This window comes from Microbulbifer jejuensis, assembly GCF_047289955.1.
Taxonomy (GTDB): Bacteria; Pseudomonadota; Gammaproteobacteria; order Pseudomonadales; family Cellvibrionaceae; genus Microbulbifer.
The window spans coordinates 78,133-98,972 of the sequence record NZ_JBLBUB010000008.1; the positions used below are offsets into that span (position 1 = coordinate 78,133).

10 protein-coding genes and 4 pseudogenes are annotated in these 20,840 nt (G+C 47.1%); 8 read left to right on the plus strand and 6 right to left on the minus strand.

Annotated features, from left to right (window positions below; all coding sequences use genetic code 11):
• The first annotated feature begins 23 nt into the window (after positions 1-23).
• The 4 genes and pseudogenes from ACL7TT_RS07000 to ACL7TT_RS07015 all read left to right on the plus strand — a co-directional run bounded on the left by ACL7TT_RS07000 (position 24) and on the right by ACL7TT_RS07015 (position 3,988).
• Positions 24-575 carry a PAAR domain-containing protein gene (locus tag ACL7TT_RS07000; protein ID WP_413394227.1) on the plus strand — a complete coding sequence of 184 codons (552 nt, stop codon included), beginning with the start codon at positions 24-26 and terminating at the stop codon, positions 573-575.
• Positions 491-2,004: pseudogene (locus ACL7TT_RS07005) on the plus strand (transposase). Before ACL7TT_RS07000 ends, ACL7TT_RS07005 begins: the two are co-directional and overlap by 85 nt.
• 120 nt (positions 2,005-2,124) lie before the next feature.
• Positions 2,125-2,682, plus strand: coding sequence for a hypothetical protein (locus tag ACL7TT_RS07010; protein ID WP_413394228.1), 558 nt, complete (start codon positions 2,125-2,127; stop codon positions 2,680-2,682).
• A gap of 136 nt (positions 2,683-2,818) precedes the next feature.
• On the plus strand, positions 2,819-3,988 hold the full coding sequence (locus ACL7TT_RS07015; RefSeq protein WP_413394230.1) for a serine hydrolase domain-containing protein: 1,170 nt from the start codon (positions 2,819-2,821) through the stop codon (positions 3,986-3,988).
• A gap of 53 nt (positions 3,989-4,041) precedes the next feature.
• Here the strand turns inward: ACL7TT_RS07015 and ACL7TT_RS07020 are convergent, their stop codons facing one another.
• Positions 4,042-4,392: a hypothetical protein gene (locus tag ACL7TT_RS07020; protein WP_413394231.1), complete on the minus strand. Its 351-nt coding sequence runs from the start codon at positions 4,390-4,392 to the stop codon at positions 4,042-4,044.
• A gap of 272 nt (positions 4,393-4,664) precedes the next feature.
• Between ACL7TT_RS07020 and ACL7TT_RS07025 the strand changes: the two are divergent.
• Positions 4,665-5,422: pseudogene (locus ACL7TT_RS07025) on the plus strand (transposase); the annotation flags it as partial.
• 231 nt (positions 5,423-5,653) lie between these two features.
• Here ACL7TT_RS07025 and ACL7TT_RS07030 read toward each other — a convergent pair.
• Positions 5,654-5,992: a terminase small subunit-like protein gene (locus ACL7TT_RS07030; protein WP_413394233.1), complete on the minus strand. Its 339-nt coding sequence runs from the start codon at positions 5,990-5,992 to the stop codon at positions 5,654-5,656.
• A gap of 435 nt (positions 5,993-6,427) precedes the next feature.
• On the opposite strand from ACL7TT_RS07030, the gene ACL7TT_RS07035 reads away from it, so the two are divergent.
• Together ACL7TT_RS07035 and ACL7TT_RS07040 are read left to right on the plus strand one after the other, a co-directional pair.
• Positions 6,428-12,874, plus strand: a complete 6,447-nt coding sequence (locus ACL7TT_RS07035) for an RHS repeat-associated core domain-containing protein (protein ID WP_413394234.1) — start codon at positions 6,428-6,430, stop codon at positions 12,872-12,874.
• Position 12,875: 1 nt separating this feature from the next.
• Complete coding sequence (locus ACL7TT_RS07040; protein WP_413394236.1) at positions 12,876-13,115, plus strand: hypothetical protein; 240 nt, start codon at positions 12,876-12,878, stop codon at positions 13,113-13,115.
• Positions 13,116-13,465: 350 nt separating this feature from the next.
• Here the strand turns inward: ACL7TT_RS07040 and ACL7TT_RS07045 are convergent.
• A pseudogene (locus ACL7TT_RS07045) lies at positions 13,466-14,095 on the minus strand (IS30 family transposase); the annotation flags it as partial.
• A 73-nt stretch (positions 14,096-14,168) separates the two neighbouring features.
• Here ACL7TT_RS07045 and ACL7TT_RS07050 point away from each other — a divergent pair.
• Positions 14,169-15,343, plus strand: a protein-coding gene (locus ACL7TT_RS07050; RefSeq protein WP_413394237.1) for an IS3 family transposase whose coding sequence is annotated in 2 segments (ribosomal slippage) — positions 14,169-14,418 and positions 14,418-15,343 — 1,176 coding nt in all. Because the reading frame shifts where the segments join, the coding sequence is not laid out codon by codon here.
• A gap of 7 nt (positions 15,344-15,350) precedes the next feature.
• On the opposite strand, the pseudogene ACL7TT_RS07055 reads toward ACL7TT_RS07050, so the two are convergent.
• The 3 genes and pseudogenes from ACL7TT_RS07055 to ACL7TT_RS07065 form a co-directional block, all read right to left on the minus strand.
• Positions 15,351-15,812, minus strand: a pseudogene (locus ACL7TT_RS07055) (transposase); the annotation flags it as partial.
• Positions 15,813-15,982: 170 nt separating this feature from the next.
• Entirely contained in the window at positions 15,983-17,797 is a 1,815-nt protein-coding gene (locus ACL7TT_RS07060; protein ID WP_413394238.1) for an ABC transporter transmembrane domain-containing protein, read from the minus strand.
• A gap of 788 nt (positions 17,798-18,585) precedes the next feature.
• Positions 18,586-20,148, minus strand: coding sequence for a S8 family serine peptidase (locus ACL7TT_RS07065; RefSeq protein WP_413394240.1), 1,563 nt, complete (start codon positions 20,146-20,148; stop codon positions 18,586-18,588).
• Positions 20,149-20,840: the final 692 nt, after the last annotated feature.

A 20,840-nucleotide genomic window follows, 5' to 3' on the forward strand; every position in this document is an offset into this window, starting at 1 on the left:
TTTGACTTTGAAGGAGAGGCGAAATGCCAAAAGCAGCACGATTGGGAGATATTGGGTCAGGCCATGGCTGTTTTCCTCCGACACCGGCTATTAGCGCTTCCGGCGATACCTTCATCAATGGCAGAAAGGCCGTGAGGCTAGGTGATGCATTTGCGCCGCATGGCTGCCCCCAATGCCCTCCTCATCCACGTTCCCTGTCTGCCGGGTCTGCTACCGTATTCATCAACGGCAAAAAAGCAGGGCGTGTAGGGGATAGTATCGGCTGCGGCGGTTCTGTTTCAACCGGTTCCGGTGATACCTTCATTGGTGATGTGGGAATGGGTGGTCCTCTGAAGAGCTGCATGAAAGGCGCAAAGGATAATGCATCACCATTGCTGGATCCGGGGCCGATAGTGGCACGCCACGAGGCATTGCTTCAACCCAGCCAGGCTGGACGCCTGAACATCAGTGGGTGTACTGTATATAAAAACAGTACACAAAGAAAATACCCATGTCATTGGCAAGGGGTTCCACAGCAAATCAATCGCCGAGCTACGAACGTCACGAACCCGAACAGTCGCTGCTCTACCAGTTAGTCGAGCAGCACTATCCGGCATTCAAAGCCTCGCTAGAAGCTCAGGGGAAAAACCTTCCCTTCTACATTCAACAGGAGTTTGAAGGCTTCCTTCAGTGTGGCCGCCTGGAGCATGGTTTCTTACGCGTACGCTGTGAAGATTGCCAGCATGAACGCCTGGTGGCATTTGGTTGCAAACGACGCGGTTTTTGCCCCAGCTGTGGTGCCCGGCGGATGGCAGAAAGTGCCGCCCTATTGGTGGATGAAGTCTTTCCAAAAGTACCCATTCGCCAATGGGTGCTGAGTTTTCCTTTCCAACTGCGATTTCTGCTGGCTCGCTACCCGGACCTGATGGGTAAGGTGTTGAGTATCGTTTACCGCACCCTATCAACCCACCTTATTAAGAAAGCCGGTTACACCAAAGCCCTGGCACAAACCGGCTCGGTGAGCCTCATCCAACGTTTTGGCTCCGCGTTGAATCTCAACGTCCATTTCCACATGCTGTTTCTCGATGGCGCCTATGTTGAAGATACCTGCGCCAAGCAGCGCTTCCATCGCGTCAAAGCGCCGACGCACAGTACGCTCGTCCACACCCTGAGCCACCGCATCGCTCGCTGCCTGGAAATGCGCGGCCTGCTTGAACGCGATGCCGAGAATACCTGGTTGACGTTGGAAGAGGAGGAAGAGGATGTGCTAACTCAACTCCATGCGCACTCAGTAACCTATCGCATCGCCATGGGTCCTCAGCAGGGGCGCAAGGTATTGACTCTGCAAACCTACCAGGGCGAAAGGAGAAGACCGGCACGAGCAGTCGAGTGGCCAGCTACGCAGGCTTTTCCCTACATGCCGGTGTAATGGCTGAAGCGCATCAGCACGATAAACTCGAACGTCTATGCCGCTACGTTTGTCGCCCTGCGGTTTCAGAAAAGCGCTTATCTCTGACGGCCAATGGACAGGTTCGCTACGGGCTAAAAACACCGTATCGCAATGGCACCACGCATGTGATTTTTGAACCGCTGGATTTTATGGCTAAACTGGCGGCGTTGGTGCCCAAGCCTCGTGTCAACCTTACTCGATTTCACGGTGCCTTTGCGCCCAACAGCAAGCACGGGGCTCTTATCACACCGGTTAAGCGTGGCAAGAAACCAGGCAAGCCGGCATCTCCAGAGGGTGACTGGCTGCATAAGAACCCTGAGGACCGGCATAGAGCAATGATCTGGATGCAGCGACTCAAGCGGGTATTTAGCATCGACATAGAAGTCTGTGAACGTTGCCGCGGTCACGTCAAGGTGGTTGCCAGTATTGAGGATCCGGCAGTGATTGAGCACATTCTCAAACCTCTTAGGCAGAAAGCCGCCAATACCGACACGCCTCGCCACACACTGCCGCCAGAGCGGGCACCACCTCAGGCTAAGCTGTTCGATCCTTCGCAGGCTCGTCTATTCGATTGACGACGTAAAGCCAACCACTGCCAACTTTCACAGCTTACAGCGGGCCAGACAACGGACCGGTGGAGCGACTTACGCGCAGCGAACCATTCGTAAGGGCTTTCTGACAAAACCGAACAAAAAATGATAATTCTTGAGTGCCCTCAACTTAAAGCTTGGGGTTTGAGCGGTAAGCAACCTCAGGAATTTCGAGTAGAATACTTTGGATCAAGGGCAAATAGGTGGTTTATAATTCCTATACCCAGTGACCCTGTCGGCGCCATTGGGATATTTTGGAATTTACTGCCAGTGTGTAGTAACGGCATAGAAGATGATGTGACCGCAATAGAGAAACTATCCGCAACTTTGAGCATGGTTGATACTTACTCGCTTTATCCCATTGATTGCCTTTCCGATCTGGTTGGAGTGAAGACTGGTGGTATAACATATATTGCCTTTAATTTTATAAATTTCCATAACCAATCATATAATTCGAAGAAATCAGATTTCGGCGGTGGAGTGGTAGAAGTTCGGCATTCGGTTGATAGGTTTCATCATGCTCTGAAAATTACAATATCGCGCCAGCAAGGCAGTTGTATTAGCGGTTATATAGAATATGAGTCCCAGTATTTTTGTAAAGAAGAAATGCAGGAATTTTTTGAAGACTTTAAGTTTCAGCTAAAACAATTGGTGGATTGCTGAAGTAGTTGTTACGTCAACGTTACATTTATGGCTTTCGAGTTGAGATATGAAGAGGGCGAAAGGTCGATGGTGTTCTTTCTCAAGAAAGCTGTTTTAGAAAGAAAATTGAGTGAAAACTTATCTATGAGATTTTCTAATGAGTAGAGATTATGCAATAAAAACTCTAATTAAACTGTATTTTGCAGTGATTTTCTTAAATTGTGACTTATCATTCTCTGCACAGAGCAGCAATAGTATGAAAATAAGCGAGATTTTAGAAAATGAGGAAGTTTTTTCAGCGCTTCTAGCCAAGAAAAGACGTGAAACTGGATTGGTTTCCCTTGCTGCCATGGCGGCTAAAAATGGATCTATAGTTTTCTCTTCCGCTGTGGGAGAGAGGAAAAAAGGTAGTGGGGTGGAGGTAACCGATGCTGACAAATGGCATATAGGTTCAATCACAAAATCCATTACAGCGACGATGATTGCGCGTCTAATTGAAGATGGTAAGCTGACGTGGCAAACAAGGGTTAAGGATGTATTCCGGGAATATCCCGATATACATGAAGCATGGCTGGATGTTACGGTTGAGCAATTGTTGACTGCCACTTCGGGTGCAGAAGTAAATTTTTCTTTTTATACGACTTTTTTCAAGACTCCTGCCCATGGTGACTCTGAAAAAAAATTAAGAGAGATAGAGGTTCTTCGTGTATTGAGGAGCCCTCCCAAGATTGTACCTGGAACAAAATATCTCTATTCTAATGTAGGCTATGTAATTGCCTCGGTCATCGCTGAAAAAGCCACAGGTAATTCATGGAAACAGCTTGTGAACAATGAGGTGTTTATTCCCTTGAAATTGGGCTCAGCAGGTTTTGGGCACCCAAACGAAGAGCAGGAAAGACTCGCGCAGCCTGTTGGGCATAGGAGGCTCTTGGGATTTTTCGTGCCTGGTTCGGAGATGTCTTCTGTTGTTGATCCTGCGGGGTCGATACATATGACGCTTCGAGATCTTGTTTTATATGCTAATGACCACTTGCAGGGGGAATTGGGGGCGGGAAAGCTTCTGAAAGCTAAAAACTACAGAAAATTGCATACAGTTAAACTAGAGAATTATGCTTTCGGTTGGGCTAAAAGAGTCGAAAGCGATTGGTTTAATGGGACTATATATTGGCATAATGGATCAGATACTATGTGGTATGCGCTGCTTGTGTTTGAGCCTGCGTCGAATGTCGTTGTTGCAGTGGTATCAAATGACGGTGATTTTGCCACTGCTGAAAAAGCAGCTTGGGAGATCGTAGATTTTTGCTTTAGTCACATTAGGGATAAGTAGTTTTTCGGTGCATAGTGAACCCTATCGTTGCAAAAAAAACTGAGCCGCTAAGGTTATGTCGCGCGCTCAATTCCGTCCAAAAATTGCAACATCCCATCTTTTACTGCGTCATTTTTTGCCATTGATAGCACCAACTTTCCTTTCGGACGTATAATTCTCCCTGCGCGTTGAATGATTTCCTTTCTCAGTGTTCCTGATTTTTTAACTTCCACAATGTAGGGCGCTTTTCTTCCGTTGAACGCTGTGGTGCAATCGTTGTCATCTGTAATTTCTTCGCTAGGTTGTGCGCGATCACTGCCGACAGTAGGTAAACTTGATTGCCTGTCCATGTGCGGGTAGGCACGTAGTCCATTTGATTGCAGGATTTTAATTCCGCAAAATGGATTCCTGACTTCCTCTGCCATTATTGTAAGCAATCAGTTTGGCTGGAGTCAGCTTCTTGTTCGTCAGAACCACCTTGTATTCCCACTGGTAGTCGAATGCTGTAAAGATGTCGAGTTGGACTGGGGCTTTTTGTTGAACCTTGCTCGCTTGACGAACGATCACAAAGCGACGTCGGCGTTTCCAGGATTTTGGCTTCCAGTTCAATTGAAAATAATCACACTCATTGTTCAGGTCAAACCACTTGCGGCGTTTTTCTACCCGCGCTGCAGCGCTGCTGTCGGTCTTCCTCGGTCTTTTACTCGCCTACCCGGACCTGATGGGTAAGGTGTTGAGTATCGTTTACCGCACCCTATCAACCCACCTTATTAAGAAAGCCGGCTACACCAAAGCCATGGCACAAACCGGCTCGGTGAGCCTCATCCAACGTTTTGGCTCCGCGTTGAATCTCAACGTCCATTTCCACATGCCGTTTCTCGATGGTGCCTATGTTGAAGATGCCTGCGCCAAGCAGCGCTTCCATCGCGTCAAAGCGCCGACGCACAGTGCGCTCAGTACGCTCGTCCACACCCTGAGCCACCGCATCGCTCGCTGCCTGGAAAGGCGTGGCCTGCTTGAGAGCGATGCCGAGAATACCTGGTTGAGGTTGGAAGAGGATGTGCTGACTCAAATCCATGCACACTCAGTAACTTTGCGCCCAACAGCAAGCACCGGGCTCTTATCACACCGGTTAAGCGTGGCAAGAAACCAGGCAAGCCGGCATCTCCAGAGGGTGACTGGCTGCATAAGAGCCCTGAGGGCCGACATAGAACAATGACCTGGATGCAGCGACTCAAGCGGGTATTTAGCATCGACATTGAAGTCTGTGAACGTTGCCGCGGTCACGTTAAAGTGGTTGCCAGTATTGAAGATCCGGCAGTAATTGAGCACATTCTCAAACCTCTTAGGCAGAAAGCCGCCAATACCGACACGCCCCGCCACACACTGCCGCCGGAGCGGGCACCACCTCGGGCTAAGCTGTTCGATCCTTCGCAGGCTCGTCTATTCGATTGACGACGTAAAGCCACCACTGCCAACTTTCACAGCTTACAGCGGGCCTGACAACGGACCGGTGGAGCGACTTACGCGCAGCGAACCATTCGTAAGGGCTTTCTGACAAAACCGAACAAAAAATGATAATTTTTGAGTGCCCTCAACTTAAAGCTTGGGGTTTGAGCGGTAAGCAATCTCAGGAATTTCGAGTAGAATACTTTGGATCAAGGGCAAATAGGTGGTTTATAATTCCTATACCCTTTCATCGGCATCCATCAAAACAAGTACACGCGCCGCATCTAAGTACCTTTGCATAAAACCTGAATCATTGTTGAGCCATCGTGTAACAGTGTTATAGCTAGGCATTTTAGGATTTTCACAAATACGTTTTAACGTGATACCGCGCATAATATCCTGACAAATAATGTCTAAAATGTTTGGTTCAAATTCTGGAGGTATGACAGTTGCGCCGCATCTGCTGCATTCTTCTGATAATTTTTTATAGGAAAATTCCGGTCTTCGTATTGTGTTAGCATCAGGTTCGCTATTATCTATACGGCGGCTTTTTTTCACTCTTCCCTTATGCACCATTGTTCGCCTCTCTTCTAAGTTGTTATGACTAGCTATAGCTAGCTAATACATTGAACCTTATGGAATATTTATGACACGCTTCACATCGTTATGCAGAAAATATGATCAAAAAGTGATCAATATAAATTTTTTACCCGATTTTTCATCGAGTTCATTTTGATATACCTGATAAATCCTTTATCATTTTGTACATACATTAAATTTTGAGCGCGTCATTGTTACCTATTGTGTATATACATCTATATGTACCAATTAGGCCGATTTGTGAAAGTTCAATTGCAAAATTTTTGATAAGTGACGATTTGCACACTTTGACAAGCCGCAGTACAAATAAAAAATCTTAGATTGAACACGTAAAAATATTTCAAGTAAATATGAGGAGTTTTATATCGGATAAAAAATTTGTCTTCATTTTTAATTTTAACAGGTTAAATTATGTTTAAACGATTTTTAATTTTTATTTTACTTTGTTCAAGTGTTATTACTTCTATGTCATACGCAAGGCCTAAAGATCCATGCAATATAATAGAACCATTGGCGGCAAAAAACGATGGCGTAAATTTGTCCGCTTCTGTTAATACAGCATCGCCTATTGTTGATACAGACGGTAACTACAACGTTGATTTTTCTGCTTTGGTTGTCAGCGACTGTGATATGGCCTTTATTCAGGAATACGGCCCCGCTGGCAAGTGGTTTACAGTCCGAAAAAAAGTATTAGGCAATAATAAATATAGGCACGAAGCCAGAAATCAGGAATTAGGGCGCTATAAATATCGTTACGGCGTAGCGCGTAAAAATAACTGGCCAACCCCCACCCCGCCGGTTAGAAACTGGTCATACTTAAACGAAGTAATTGTTATAAAAAAACCTAATGCGCCTGGAATCACTGAATTTAAAAATACTGAAAACGGACAGGATCAAAACGGCATTTTTACTTTTAAATGGGGCGCCGCCAGCACTCCACCGCCGATAACTGGTTATCAGGTTGAACAATGTAAAGGTTCTTGCGGTTCTAGCGGTAGTTGGGGAAACATTTACTCTTCTACGGCGATAAATAAAAAATCAATAAGAGTACCCGCATCAGGCTCTTTACCAAATGGTAATTACCGATACCGCGTGAGGTCATATCTAAAAGTAAGCAGCGCTACAAAATACAGCGATTGGGAGTACTCCGCGTATTTAAAGGTAGACCGTAAGCCTAATGCAGTAACTAATTTCACCCAACCCAGCGGCGGTACTCAGAGCGGGAATTTCCAAGTAGCTTGGAGCGCGCCAACTGGGGCTTTTGATGCAATAACGCAATACGAATTGCAATGTTCAAGAAATAACGACGCTTTTGTCTATAGCAATTGCGGCGGTAAATTAATTACCTCAACGTCAAAATCAACAAGTTTTACCGCTGGCACGTCGGGAAGTTACCGGTTTAGGGCTAGGGCCTACAATGCCGCCGGATGGGGTCCATGGACGCCGCCAGCAAACTATAAAACGGTTTCTTTAAATATCCCCATGCCCACGCCTAGCGCGGTTAGCATCAATGCGCCAGAATCTAGCGACTTTGGCGACTATGATATAACTTGGAATGCTTTGGGTGCGGTTACGTCCTACCAGTTACAGCGCTACTGTAAAACCGGCGTTGAAACTTGCGGGGCCGAAGGCTGGCACACCTTACAGCTGAATAATTCCACCGCTAAAACCTATGCAGCGCGCGGTCATATCGCCGATAAATACCGCTACCGGGTAAAGGCCTGTAATGGGAATTCCTGTACCGGTTGGAAAACTAGCTCATGGGTTAAAGTACATAACTTGGACGGCATAGAACCGGCGGTAGTGCTTACCCAAGGTACAACCCCCGGAAAAATGCCTTACTCTAAGGAAATAACCCGTAATGGCGACATTTTTGTCAATTTACCAATGGAAGTAGCGCCTGGCGTTAATAATCTACAACCTTCAGTAAAAATAAATTATTCCGGCGCGCGTTTTAGACAAAGAAATACTGAATCTTTGCCGGAAGATTATTTAGGCTATGGTTGGCGTATTGGGGGGTTTGGTAGCATTCGCCGCTGTACTGTCGGGCGGCCCAACCATGAAAAAATAATGTTAACAGAAGCTGATTCTATTTGCCTTGACGGCAGGCCTTTAGTTACTGTTTCTGGGCATCGCTGGGCCAATAACAGCACCTATAGAGCGAAAAAAGAAAACTTTCATTTAGTTACACTAAAAAAAGATGATAATAAAACATGGTTTGAAGTGCGTACCCCGGACGGTCATATATACGAGTACGGACGGACACCAGACAGTCGTTTAAAAGTTGGCAAGTCTACACATTTTGGCTGGTCGCTTAACAAAGTGACCGATACTTTCGGAAATGCAATAGAGTATCGCTACCACCGCGACACGGTTGAGGGTATTAATTACCCGTTAGAAATTAGTTACGGTAACAATGCAGACGCGCGCATAGTGTTTGAATACGGCACCCGCAGCGATGCCCCGCCGCAGCCGTTAGACGCCAATGACATACAGCAAGAGCAATTAGTTTTATTGCATCATGTAAAAGTGTTGCTTGATAATAAGCTACTCAGAAAATATAAACTGATTTCTGAAGACGAAAGTGAAATAGAAGATTATCGCCGGTTAAAGTATGTTCAAAAATGCGCGTTTGATGAAAACGGTAATAATGAGCAGTGCTTAAACCCTATGGCGTTTGACTGGTTGACACCACAAGATAATAGCGCCATAGATTCTAAAACCGGAATATCTGGTTTTACTGATACTCTAGGCCGTGAAGTACAATTTAAATTTAAGACTATTGCGGATAACTCGAATAATGGACAATTTAGCGAGCGCCCTTTTGGTAATGGTATTGCGCCACCAAATGCTGCCCCTTTAGTTGCTGATAATGGCAAATACCGGTCTTTGGTTTCTGAAGTATGGCGCTCTAGCGGTAATGCGAACGGGTGGCATAAAACCAAATATGCTTACCAGGGGACCGGGTTTATTAGTACTCAGCGTAGAGGGTTTTTAGGTTACTACGCGCAAAGAATACATGACACTAGTTCCGATATTGTCACCTATCGTCAATTTCGCTTAGATTATCCATATATTGGAAATGTTGCTAGAGAAGTACAGTATATAGGGCTTTACCCCGGTAGCGGCGAAATATTGTCAAAAAGCCAAAACAGGTTTGGAAGTTTAGATTTATCTACAGGGCAAAACAGCTCAAAGAGTATCTATGTAAAACAATCTCTAGAATGGGTTTTTGAAAGCGGCCAAACCCTGGGCTATAAGTTTTCTATCAACACACCACAAAAGGCTAGTTATGGAGACTACGGAGAATTAATTTCCAGCATGACTAAAACCGGGCGGTTTGGTCTGAATGCAAATGCTCCCACCGATCAAAATTTTTGGGGTGAAGTTAAACCCGTTTCTGTAACAGGTATTAAACGCAGCGTAGAAGCCCTTACCAGTTTTGAGAATAATACTACTGACTGGGTAATAGGTTTTAAAGAAGCTGAACAACTTAGCCAGTATGACGGGCCTTTAAGTGTTGCGCCTGACATAGTTAAAAATGCCGTTTACACCAGATACGGAACTACAAAAAAAGTTGAATCAATAACACTTTTTCCCAATGATTCACAATATGAGAATACAATCACGTTTAGTTATGACAGCAACGGCAATATAGCTACAGAAACCGTTTTAGGCGTTAACGTGCCTGAGCGCGTGTCTACAGTTAACGCGTATTTAGATAAACGCTACCCAACAACATTAACTAACGCACTGGAACAAGTAAGTACAGTAAACTATGACCAGCGATTTGGTTTGCCTAAATCGGTGAAATTCAACAACCAGACAACGCAAATAAAATATGACAATTTCGGTAGAGAAGTCAAAACAACCAATAGCGACGGCGTAGGATTTACCACTACCCGCCAATTCTGCCCTGCTGGTGTTTGCCCAATTTATGGCAACCAATCCGCATCTTATCAAATCACGACAGATTCACCCATAACACCCAGTAGTACAAGTTACTATGATATTTTAGGCCGTATCATCCAACAGGATACACAAGGCTTTGATGGAGTGGCCACAACCAGGAGAGAATTTAATTACGATTCTTTGGGCCGACTGTATTTAGAAACTTTGCCTTTCTATGTCGGGGATGAAAAACAGTTAATTACTTATCAATTTGATACACGTAATCGCGTAAGCAGGATAGACCGCCCTGACGGTTCCCAGGTTCGCACAACCTATACACCCACTGGCAGCGCTGGGCGTTTTACTATTACTAATGAGCAGGACGTTTTAAACGGCAATGGCGATTTCCTAGAAACCCAGGTTAAAACCAGCACTTTAGATTTTCTAGGGGATTTATTATTAACCGTCGATGCGGTAGGCACTTCTGAACGTACCGCGACAAAATACACTTATAACGGCGCCGGGCTTTTGACTTCCGTTTTGGTGGATAATAACACTTCAACGAAAACGATTTTTGATTATGATTCAGCCGGTTTTCAATCTTCGATAGACTCCCCTGACGCCGGGCTAGTGACTAATTTATATAACGCTTTAGGCCAATTAGTCAGTCAAACCGACAATAGCGGGCAAAGCGTAGTCATTAGTTACGATAAGTTAGGGCGCTTGCGCTTTAAGGAAGATGACGAAGGTATAGCAGAATGGGCCTATGACCCGGTAAACGGTATCGGCGCATTGGGCACACGCACATACACAACCGGCGGCGCTCAAGTATTTAAAGAAGTTAACAGTTACAACAGCGCAGCAAAGCGAGTAACCAGTGACACCACGCTAAAAGCCGGCGGCTTGACTCGCAGCTATGCGCGCTCTTTTACCTATGACACACGCGGCCGCGCGGCTTCTGCGACCGATCCGGCGGGCTCTGCGGTGCATTATGAGTACAACGGCCGAGGGTACCTGCAAAAGCTTACTGACGGTACCAACACACTTAAAACCTTTACCAGTGTTGATGCTTTTGGTAAAGCCACACAAGAGAACTATGGTAACGGCGTAGCCACTACCAAGACGTACAACCCCGACACAGGCCGATTAGAGGCGATTGTATCCACTGGTGCCCAGGAGATACAAAACAACGCTTACAACTGGCGCAGTAACGGCACGCTCGAAAGCCGCACAGCCAGCGGAGGCGGATCTGCCACCAAGCGCGAGCTATTTAGCTATGATGGTTTAAATAGGCTAGAAACGGCGCAGACTTGGTTAGATGGTGCAAACCAGCGCACCTTGACCACGCTTTTTGATAGGCTCGGTAACATTCAAGGCAAAACCAGCAGTATTGCCAATGATAACCAGGTTACAGGGTACCAGTACGGCCAAACAGCCAACGCGGGCGCCCATGCTGTCACCTCAGCCACAATCGACGGCACCGCCCATACTTTCCACTACAACCAAAACGGCGCGGTTACACGCTATGACGCAGCGTCAGGGGATGATAAATGGATTACCTGGAATGCCCGGCAATTGCCAACGGAAATTGTTGTAGGCAGCAGTAAGACAACGCCAACGGCGCGCGATAGATTCCGCTACGGGCCAGACGGCCAGCGCTTCTACCGCGAAAGCAGTTATTGGGATGAAAGCCAACAACAACTCATTACCGATAAAACTTTTATTATTGGTGAATTTGAGGACTATTTACCGGGCAATGATCCAGATTACCGCCGTATACAGAAAACCGCCGTCGATTCAAATGTTATAGTATTTGCGATTACCGATCACGCCGGTCTCACAATGAATACGGTTGAATATGTGCATAGAGATCACTTAGGTTCTGTAGAGAAAATAACAGATGCAGACGGTAATTTGCTAATAGGTGCCCTGGCGTTTGACCCCTACGGCGCCCGCAAAAGCGATGATTGGTCCGGTAGCATTAGTGACAGCGAATTGGCGGAGATTTTAGCGGCGCAAGGTCTCAGCACAAATCGCGGGTTTACTAACCATGAACAGCTAGACCGAACTGGCTTAATCCATATGAACGGGCGCATTTATGACCCAGTTTTGGGCCGTTTCCTGAGCCCCGACCCGATTGTACAAGCACCCACATTTAGCCAAAGTTGGAACCGTTACAGCTATATTATGAATAGCCCACTCAGCGGAACAGATCCTAGCGGATTTGTAAGCATGATGGAGGAAGTAGAGGTCTATTGCGATGCATCATGCGGCGGGGGTGGGTTATCTGGTTTTGAAATGAGTATGCTACGCTCCCTTTTAGACAGTACTAACTGGGTAAATTTTGGCGGCGCTGGTGGTGCTTTTGGCGGTCCTGTAAATGCGCCCTTGACCCAGGAAGAGAAAGACGAAAAGGAAGCTGAAGAACAGGCCGAACAACATCAGGAAATAGAAGAGGTTGTAAAAGAGGCAGATTGTGACGATTACGCGCGCGCAGGAATGCCTTGTAGACCTAACCAACGCGGCTCTACCCATACATTAAACTGGGGTCAAGATCCTTATTCAGACCCAATTGTCAGAGAAGCAGCTTCCTCCGCTTACAGAAAAGCCGCTGCTTATTGTAAAGGAAAACAAGCGTGTAAAGTCACACAAGAAATTAAACATATAAATTCTAGTGATGTTGAAAAACAAGAGTTATATATAAATTCTTTAAACGCTCTAATGGTTGCTTTTCCGACAGGTTTGGCAAGTGGTTTTATTTCAGGAGTACTAAAAACTGGATTAGTTAAAAGCACAGCAATAGGTACGGCTTCTGGTTTAGCTATGACTCAAACAAAAATAGGGTTTTCCAGTATGAAAGCTGGTGATATACATATTATCACGTCATCTTTTTATCATGATGGAATGCGCAGCAGTAAATCATTAACAGGCAATATTAACGTAAATATAATTGGCAAGGCTGATTAAGGTGAATAATTTAAAATTTAATAAATGGGGTTTTGTTCCTATTTTGTACTGGGCATTAGTATTTTTAACGGTTTGTTTTTTAGTTTATACAAATACTTTTAAAAACATTTTAATTATTTTTAATGAAAATATAAAAAACGAAACAATTTGGTTGTTTAATTATGCTTTTATTGGCGGTTTCAGCGCTTTAGCAATGCGCGTTCATATTCATTTATGGAAAAAATTTGGCATAATATGGTAAAAAATTAATTTACAAAATAAGCGGGCTCTAACGGGCCCGCTTTCACTAACCCTATAACCCAAAAACTGAGCAATATATATCTAATGCTACAAACCCAGGCCTTAAGAAATCCCCATTAAGTCAATTTTCCTCTGGATTCGCAAAAGGTTTTGCTGAAGGGGCGTCAAATATTTTAACTGGTGTTGATTCTGTTGGAAATGCTGGAAAATTAGGCCAAACTATAGGAAATATAATTGGAACTGTTGGAGGCTGGTTTTAATGTTTATTAAAATAATATTTGCAATTCTCATAATTTTGTCTATTTTATTCATTTATATATACTTGGATTCAATTCCGAAGTGCATCACAGCCTAAGCTGCTAACACAGCCCTATGATTGCTCATTAACTGACTTGGTGTTTTATATCCCAGCCCTTTTCTTGGGCGAGAATTTAGTCTTTTCACCGCTCTTCTCACCTCCACCTGTGTCACTTTCTTCAAGTCTGTATCTTTCGGGAAATATTGCCTCAGCAAGCCGTTAGTATTTTCATTCAGCCCTCGCTCCCAAGAGCTATAAGGGTGGGCAAAGAAGACATCTGCAGAGAGCGCTGAACTAATTTTTTCATGATACGCAAACTCTTTCCCATTGTCAGCCGTAATGGTGTGAACAACCTCTTTAAACGGGCGCAGCAGTGCGATAGTGGCCTGGGTAACGTCTGCAGCACTCTTGCTGTTAACCTGTCCGGATACTGTGAAGTTAGTCACCCGCTCTACGATGGTAACCAGGGCACCGCTGTGACCTTTACCTATCATTGTATCTATCTCCCAATCACCTATGCGTGATTTGTCGTCAACAACCGTAGGGCGGTCATCTATGCTCACTCGATTCCTTATCTGACCCCGTGTCGATTTACCATTACGGCGCTTGTCGTATTTTTTGCCCTTCCGGCGAAGGTGTAGGTAAAGGTCTCCTCCAGCCTGCTTATCCGCCCAAATATGGAGTGTAGTGGCATAGTAAATTTGGCCACCTGACTTTGGGTGATAACATCACTCACAACGAAGATCAGGTGAATAAATGACCAGCACAAAAAGAAAATTTAGCCCAGAGTTCAAACTGGAGGCGGCTCAGCTAGTTGTTGACCAGGGGTACACGGTAAAGGCCGCGTGCGAAGCCATGGGCGTCAGCAAATCTACCATAGAGTCATGGGTGCGGAGACTCCGCTTAGAGCGAGGTGGTAAAACACCCAAAGGAAGCGCCCTGACGCCGGAGCAGCAACGCATACAGGAACTAGAGCGCAAGCTCAGACGTGTCGAAGAGGAGAAAGAAATCTTAAAAAAGGCTACAGCTCTCTTGATGTCGGACTCGCTGAACAATTCTCGATAATTGAGCGATTGCAGGAGAGCTACGCTGTTCAGCGCCTTTGTGAGGCGTTTGATATACACCGCAGCAGCTACCGGGTTTGGTGCGATAGGCCAACAGCTCCGAAGCCAGAAGAGCTTCAGTTACAGACCTTGGTGAAGGCCGCACATACAGTCAGTAACGGCTCAGCGGGAGCCCGGTCCATTGCCAAGATAGTGACGCAAAGTGGAACACCTCTCAGCCGATACCGTGCTGGCCGCAGGATGAAGCTGCTGGGGCTGGAAAGCACCCAGGTTCCTTCGCATGCGTATAAGAAGGCAGAGCAGCCCCATGTCGATATCCCGAACCTGCTGGACCGGAAATTCGACATTCAAGAACCGGATACAGCCTGGACTGGCGACATCACGTACATCTGGACAGGCACTCGCTGGGCTTACCTGGCGGTGGTTCTGGACCTGTTCGCGCGCAAGCCCGTTGGCTGGGCGTTGTCGCTATCACCAGATACGGCGCTAGTAAAGAAGGCGTTGACGATGGCCTATGAATCGAGAAGTGAGCCTGAAGGTGTAATGTTTCACTCAGACCAAGGATGCCAGTACACCAGCTTGGGGTTTCGGCAATTGCTGTGGCGCTACCAGATGAAGCAGAGCCTAAGTCGCCGTGGGAACTGCTGGGATAATGCGCCGACAGAGCGTTTCTTCAGGAGCTTGAAGACGGAGTGGGTACCGGAGACTGGCTACTCGAGCTTCCCGGCAGCAAAACAGGCGATCAACGATTACATCATCGGCTACTATAGCCAGATACGGCCACACCAGAACAACGACGGTTTGCCGCCGAATGTGGCTGAAGAAAAATATTGGAATGCTCAAAAGACGGTGGCCAAAAATACTTGACCACTACAGCCCACGCCTGAATCAAGGTGCCATCAACGCTGAAATGCTCTTCCGACAACAGTTGCTTCTGCCGAGCTATCTGCACCACTTCTTCGAACAGGGTGGGAATAATATCGTGGGCAAGCAGGCGGTCACGGTTCTTGCTGAAAGTGGAATGATTCCACACCTTATCATCGATACTGAGGCCAACGAACCATCGGAATAATAGGTTGTAGCGTGTCTGTTCCATCAGCTGGCGTTCACTACGCACGCTGAATAAAATCTGTAGCAGTAGGGCTCGCAGTAATCGCTCGGGGGGGATGGACTCCTTACCGTTCGGTGCATAAGCGCAGTCGAGCAGCCAGTCGATACGCTGCAATGCCAAATTAAATTCCTGGCAAATCTTTCTCAGTGGGTGGAATTTGGGGACAAATTCTTCCAGGTTAACAGTGGTGAACAAAGCTTCCTGCGTAATATCTGCACCGCGCATACACTATCTCATTGTGGGGTATCGGCCCGAGCATTGTACCAAAGCCAGTAAATACATGAGCCTATTTCAACAGCCTGCTAAGCAGTGGTCGGCAGGCGAATGCTGACAGAATTGATTGCCGGTTACGGCCTCGCCGTACTGGGTTTAGGTGAGGCGGAGCTGCAGGGGCATTAATCCGGCACTGCGCGTGAAATTTGATCGGCCGTAATTTCAGTCGACTCATTAAGGCTCATTTCGCGAAATTGTAGATTGGCCAGACGGGCGTAGAGTTCGCAGTTGCGCAGCAGTTCCTGATGTGTGCCAGTGGCGATGACCTGGCCCTGATCCAGCACGGCAATTTTATCTGCATGCAAAATAGTGGACAGGCGGTGCGCAATGATGACAGTTGTGCGGCCGTGCATTAGTTCCTGTAGTGCCAGTTGAACCTGGTGTTCACTCTCGGTATCCAGCGCACTGGTAGCTTCGTCCAGTAATAATATGGGGGGATTGTTGAGGATGGCTCGGGCCAGTGCAATGCGTTGGCGCTGGCCACCTGAAAGGCGAACACCCTGTTCCCCCAGATGGCTTTGGTAGCCCTCAGGCAGCGCGCTAATGAATTCGTGAGCGTGTGCGGCACGGGCGGCGGCAATGATCTCTTCATCGCTGGCATCGAGTTTACCGTAACGAATGTTGTAGCGGACATCGCCGGTGAACAGCGCCGGCTGCTGGGGTACCAGCGCCAGGTTTTCTCGCAGCTGCTCCAGGCTGAGGGTGCGAATATCGTGACCGTCCAGTTCAATGCGGCCCTGCTGTGGGTTGTAAAAGCGCTGAAGCATTTCGAATACAGTGGATTTTCCCGCACCGGAAGGGCCTACCAGTGCAAGGCTTTTGCCTGCTTCTATGGTGAGGGAGAAATTGTCCAGCGCGCGTTGATTGAGTCGGGTCGGGTAGCTGAAACTGATGTTGGTCATGCGCAGTTCGGGCTGCTTGCTGCGGGCAATAACAGCGGGTTCTTCTGGCGATGAAATGAGGCTGGGTGTATCAATAAGCTCTACTAGCCGTTCGGCGGCGCCCGCGGCTCGCAGTAAATCACCCCAGACCTCGGATATTGTCGCGAAGCCTGATCCAACCATGATTGCGTAGAAGACAAAGGCCCCGAGCTCGCCGCCACTCATGCGTCCGCTCAGCACATCCTGCCCTCCTTCCCAAAGCATGCCCGACATGCCAGTAAATAGCAGTAAGATTGCTCCACAGATGAGCAGTGAACGCTGCCAGATGCGTCGTCGTGCAATGGCAAAGGCGATTTCAACTTCGCGCGAAAACGCGCTGCTTTCGAAGTTCTCCCGGGTGTAACTTTGCACCACACGAATATGCTGAATCACTTCCCCTGCATAGCTACCGACACTTGCGATACTGTCCTGGCTTTCGTTAGAGAGTTTTTTAACCCGGCGGCCAAACACGAGGATCGGTAGCAAAATCAGCGGTACCCCGACGGTGATAATGAGGCTGAGCTTGAGATTCGTGATAAACATCATCACCAGCGCCCCTGTTGTGGTGAGGCTGCTGCGCAAGGCCATGCTAAAAGAGGAGCCAATAATGGTTTGCAGTAAGGTGGTGTCGGTGGTCAGCCGAGACATAATTTCGCCCGAGCGATTCGTCTCGAAGTAGCCCGGGTGTAACCGGACGATGTTATCGAAGACGGCTTTGCGAATATCGGCACTCACTCGCTCTCCCAGCCAGGACACAAGGTAAAACCGGATAAAAGTGCCCACAGCCATCGCTGTTGCAAGCATAATCAGCAAGGTAATGGCGCTCTTCAAGTCGGCGCTGGAGTCACCGTTAAAGCCGTTGTCGATGAGTACTTGCACGCCCCTACCCATAGAGAGCGTCGCGCCCGCAGTGAAGAGAAGGGCAGCGATGGCAGCCACAACGCGCAGTTTGTAGTGGGCGAGAAAACCGAATACCGGACGCAGCGAGCCAACGCCTTGAGTCTTGCCTTCGCTCACAATGTGTATCTCCGTGTCTGTGGCAGATCAATAGTTTGGACTGATTGGGGCTTTATCACTGCTGTGGTCACTGCCGGTTGGGGGGCGTGCTAGTGTAATGACTTCGCTCGGCTATTGATACTCGTTTAATATTCGCTTGGTATGCGCTGAACTGATATTCCAGGCCCGGTCCAGAGGGAGCACACCGCATGACAGGGCAGTTTGAAGACATGGTCGTCATAGTTTCAGGCGACTATAGAGGGCTGGGTCAGGCAATGTCGCTGGGTTTTGCCGTGGAGGGGGCAAGCGTCTGGCGGCGTTGGAGAAGAATCAACCATAGACGCCCACAAATTGAGAGGGTCGGCCTTAGGGCTGTTTTTTTCTCCTCGACAGGCCTGTAGACCGTTAAGAAGGGTATATCCGATTAGCTTCTGACGTTGATTGACTCAGCTGTCTTAAATTTAAGCATAAGGAGGTCACAATTGGTACGGATACCCGCTTAATAGCGGTTTGTAATCGATTCAGATACTGGCGGGAAGGTGGATTTTACAGTTTCCCAAGCTATGTACCCAGCGTATCAGCAAGCCGAGCCTGCCCAAGCGGCATAATTCCAATCAAATTGCCTCCGGCAAACCCAGGCTGATTCAGCCGGTATTCTCCAGAGGCAATAGGATACGCTTTCCAGCAAGCTCCTGCGTTAGGGCAAAGAAAGGCATCTGGTGACTGCCTTTCCGATATCCCTCAAGCTTGGCTAAAAGCTTAGCCTTTTTATTTGGCTTGCTATCGACTGTTGGTTTAGCCTAATTGGCCTAGAATTTTTCCGGGGATTGCTTAGCAACTGCGCTTGCGGTTAAGGCGTCAGTTGTGTGGGTGAAGCCGACAGGTATTTCCGCGCTTGCCGCAGCTTGTACCGCTGCCAACGCGTTAATAATGCCGTACCCGTAGAACCGGTTTGGGGATGCCGTATTATCGGCAGTATTGCGTAGAATATCCCGAACTTGAGACGCGCTAAGATTGGGGTTGGACTGGAGTAATAACGCAGCGACCCCCGCAGTTAATGGGCAAGAAAAAGACGTACCGTTGGCATACGAATAGCGGGTATTTGAGCTTGAACTGGCGACGCGCACGCTTGAACCCATCGCCATAACGTCCGGTTTGATTCGACCGTCAGCCGATAACCCGACCGAGCTAAATGATGAACGCGAACCTGACGAAGTCACCGCGCCAACCGCCAGGACAAAATGACCGTCGGAAGGCGCACCTAAGGTATTTTGGCTTGAGTTTCCACCATTACCTGCAGAGTTAATTACCACGATACCTTTTTCTGCTGCGAGGTCGGCACAAATTGTAACGATGGCGGTGTCACCGTCCATATCCGACGGAGAGTAGTCGCCGCCGGAGTCAAAGTCATTGTAACCTAGAGAGCTGGTAATAATTTGCGCACCGTTTGTATCTGCCCACTCAGCCGCTGCGCACCAGTTATCTTCTTCGACGTGTAATTCTGATTCGGTATTTTCGGTTTTGGCCAAATAATACGTCGCGCCGTACGCCGGGCCGATTAAATCGCCTGGGCTATAACCACCGACGGTGCTGAGAGTGTTGGTACCATGACTACCGTTGCCCATGCCGCCGTCACCCACATCTGGGTCACCGTTGACAAAATCCCAGGTGCCGGCGATATACATTTGATTAAAAGCTTCATGGGTTAATCGATTGAAGCCTGAATCAAAAATAGCCACGATGACTCCGCTACCGTTATAGCCCATATCGTGAACAGGGGGTACGTTGATTTGATTGTTCTGGGTAAAAGAATTGCCATAATCTAACGAAGTAGCCACCTCAGGTTGCTTCGGCAGTGGCTGCTGCGTGTCTTTAAGTTGTTGCGGCGGGCTAACTGGATCGGGTTTACGCTTGATTGATTTCACCAAGGTGATTTTCTTAATGAATTTTAGTTTGGATAATTGCGCTAGCACTATCGGTGTGGTTTCTACGGAGACGGCATTAAGCGCTTTTAAGGGATGTCTTATTTTACTCACTTTAGCCTTGACCGAATTAAGGTACTCAGGATTGATCGGTATATCGGTCAAGTCGACCAGATTATCGATGCCACGATTGACAATCCGACGCTGTAAAGCGCGCGATGAAAGAGACTGCTTTGCTGCTAACAGTTTTGCATCGAGATTGTCTCCTTTATCTTTAAAATAAATAAAGGCCGAAACTTGCTGTTGCGCTTTTTCTGTCGACAAAAAAGTTTGTATTTTGTGTGAGAGTATCTTTGAGTTGGTTTGTGCTGTCAGGCTCGATGGTAGAAAAACTAATAGTGCAGCTAGGCCGAGAAAAAATTTATTCTTACTTATATTGAGCTGGAACATTAGTTTAGTTCTCCTTATAATAGTCAATTAAATTGGCTTTATATATCTGAATTTTCACATGCCTTTTTTGAATAAGATCCAGGCTAGATAATTTTCACCCTCAATTAAGTGTTTATAATTCAGGTGCAGGTAACTAAATAACATTTATACCTTAAACTATTATTGGAATGAGATATGGCCGTAATCGATCAAAAGAGGCGTAAGGTAAGATCTAGGCAATCGATGAATGCCTAACACCTAGAATCGTGCCTTTGATATTAAACGGATATATTCTATTTAGATAAAAATTGACATCTTCCCCATCCTAAAGGACGGCGATGCCCAGCCGCAAAACTTCCAGGCTGCTGCCGGGTATCGTCGGACAATTATAGACGCCCACACATCGAGAGGGTTGGCCTTAGGGCTGTTTTTTTTTCAACAGCCCTTTAGACAGTTAAGAAAGGTATAACCGATTAGCTTCTGACGTTGATTTACACAACTGTCTAAAATTTAAGCATGAGGAGGTCGCAAAGGAGAGCCCTTTGGGTATATTTAGCCGCGCCGGGCCGGCAAAGGGCAGAAGGTTTTACGGCTGTTGCGCTAATACGTTGCCGAATTGAGGTGTAATTGGGCTTAGCGCTTGGTGCGGTTAGCTTTTTATCTTTATGTGACCGGCGATCCTGCCAGAAACTGGCGGTTTGTTTAACGGGTTA

What these genes read in the sequence shown, in the direction of transcription:
- ACL7TT_RS07030 (WP_413394233.1), bottom strand. Translation starts at nt 5,992, where the DNA reads ATGGTGCATAAGGGAAGAGTGAAAAAAAGCCGCCGTATAGATAATAGC.
- ACL7TT_RS07065 (WP_413394240.1), bottom strand. Translation starts at nt 20,148, where the DNA reads ATGTTCCAGCTCAATATAAGTAAGAATAAATTTTTTCTCGGCCTAGCT.
- ACL7TT_RS07015 (WP_413394230.1), top strand. Translation starts at nt 2,819, where the DNA reads ATGAGTAGAGATTATGCAATAAAAACTCTAATTAAACTGTATTTTGCA.
- ACL7TT_RS07000 (WP_413394227.1), top strand. Translation starts at nt 24, where the DNA reads ATGCCAAAAGCAGCACGATTGGGAGATATTGGGTCAGGCCATGGCTGT.
- ACL7TT_RS07010 (WP_413394228.1), top strand. Translation starts at nt 2,125, where the DNA reads ATGATAATTCTTGAGTGCCCTCAACTTAAAGCTTGGGGTTTGAGCGGT.
- ACL7TT_RS07020 (WP_413394231.1), bottom strand. Translation starts at nt 4,392, where the DNA reads ATGGCAGAGGAAGTCAGGAATCCATTTTGCGGAATTAAAATCCTGCAA.
- ACL7TT_RS07035 (WP_413394234.1), top strand. Translation starts at nt 6,428, where the DNA reads ATGTTTAAACGATTTTTAATTTTTATTTTACTTTGTTCAAGTGTTATT.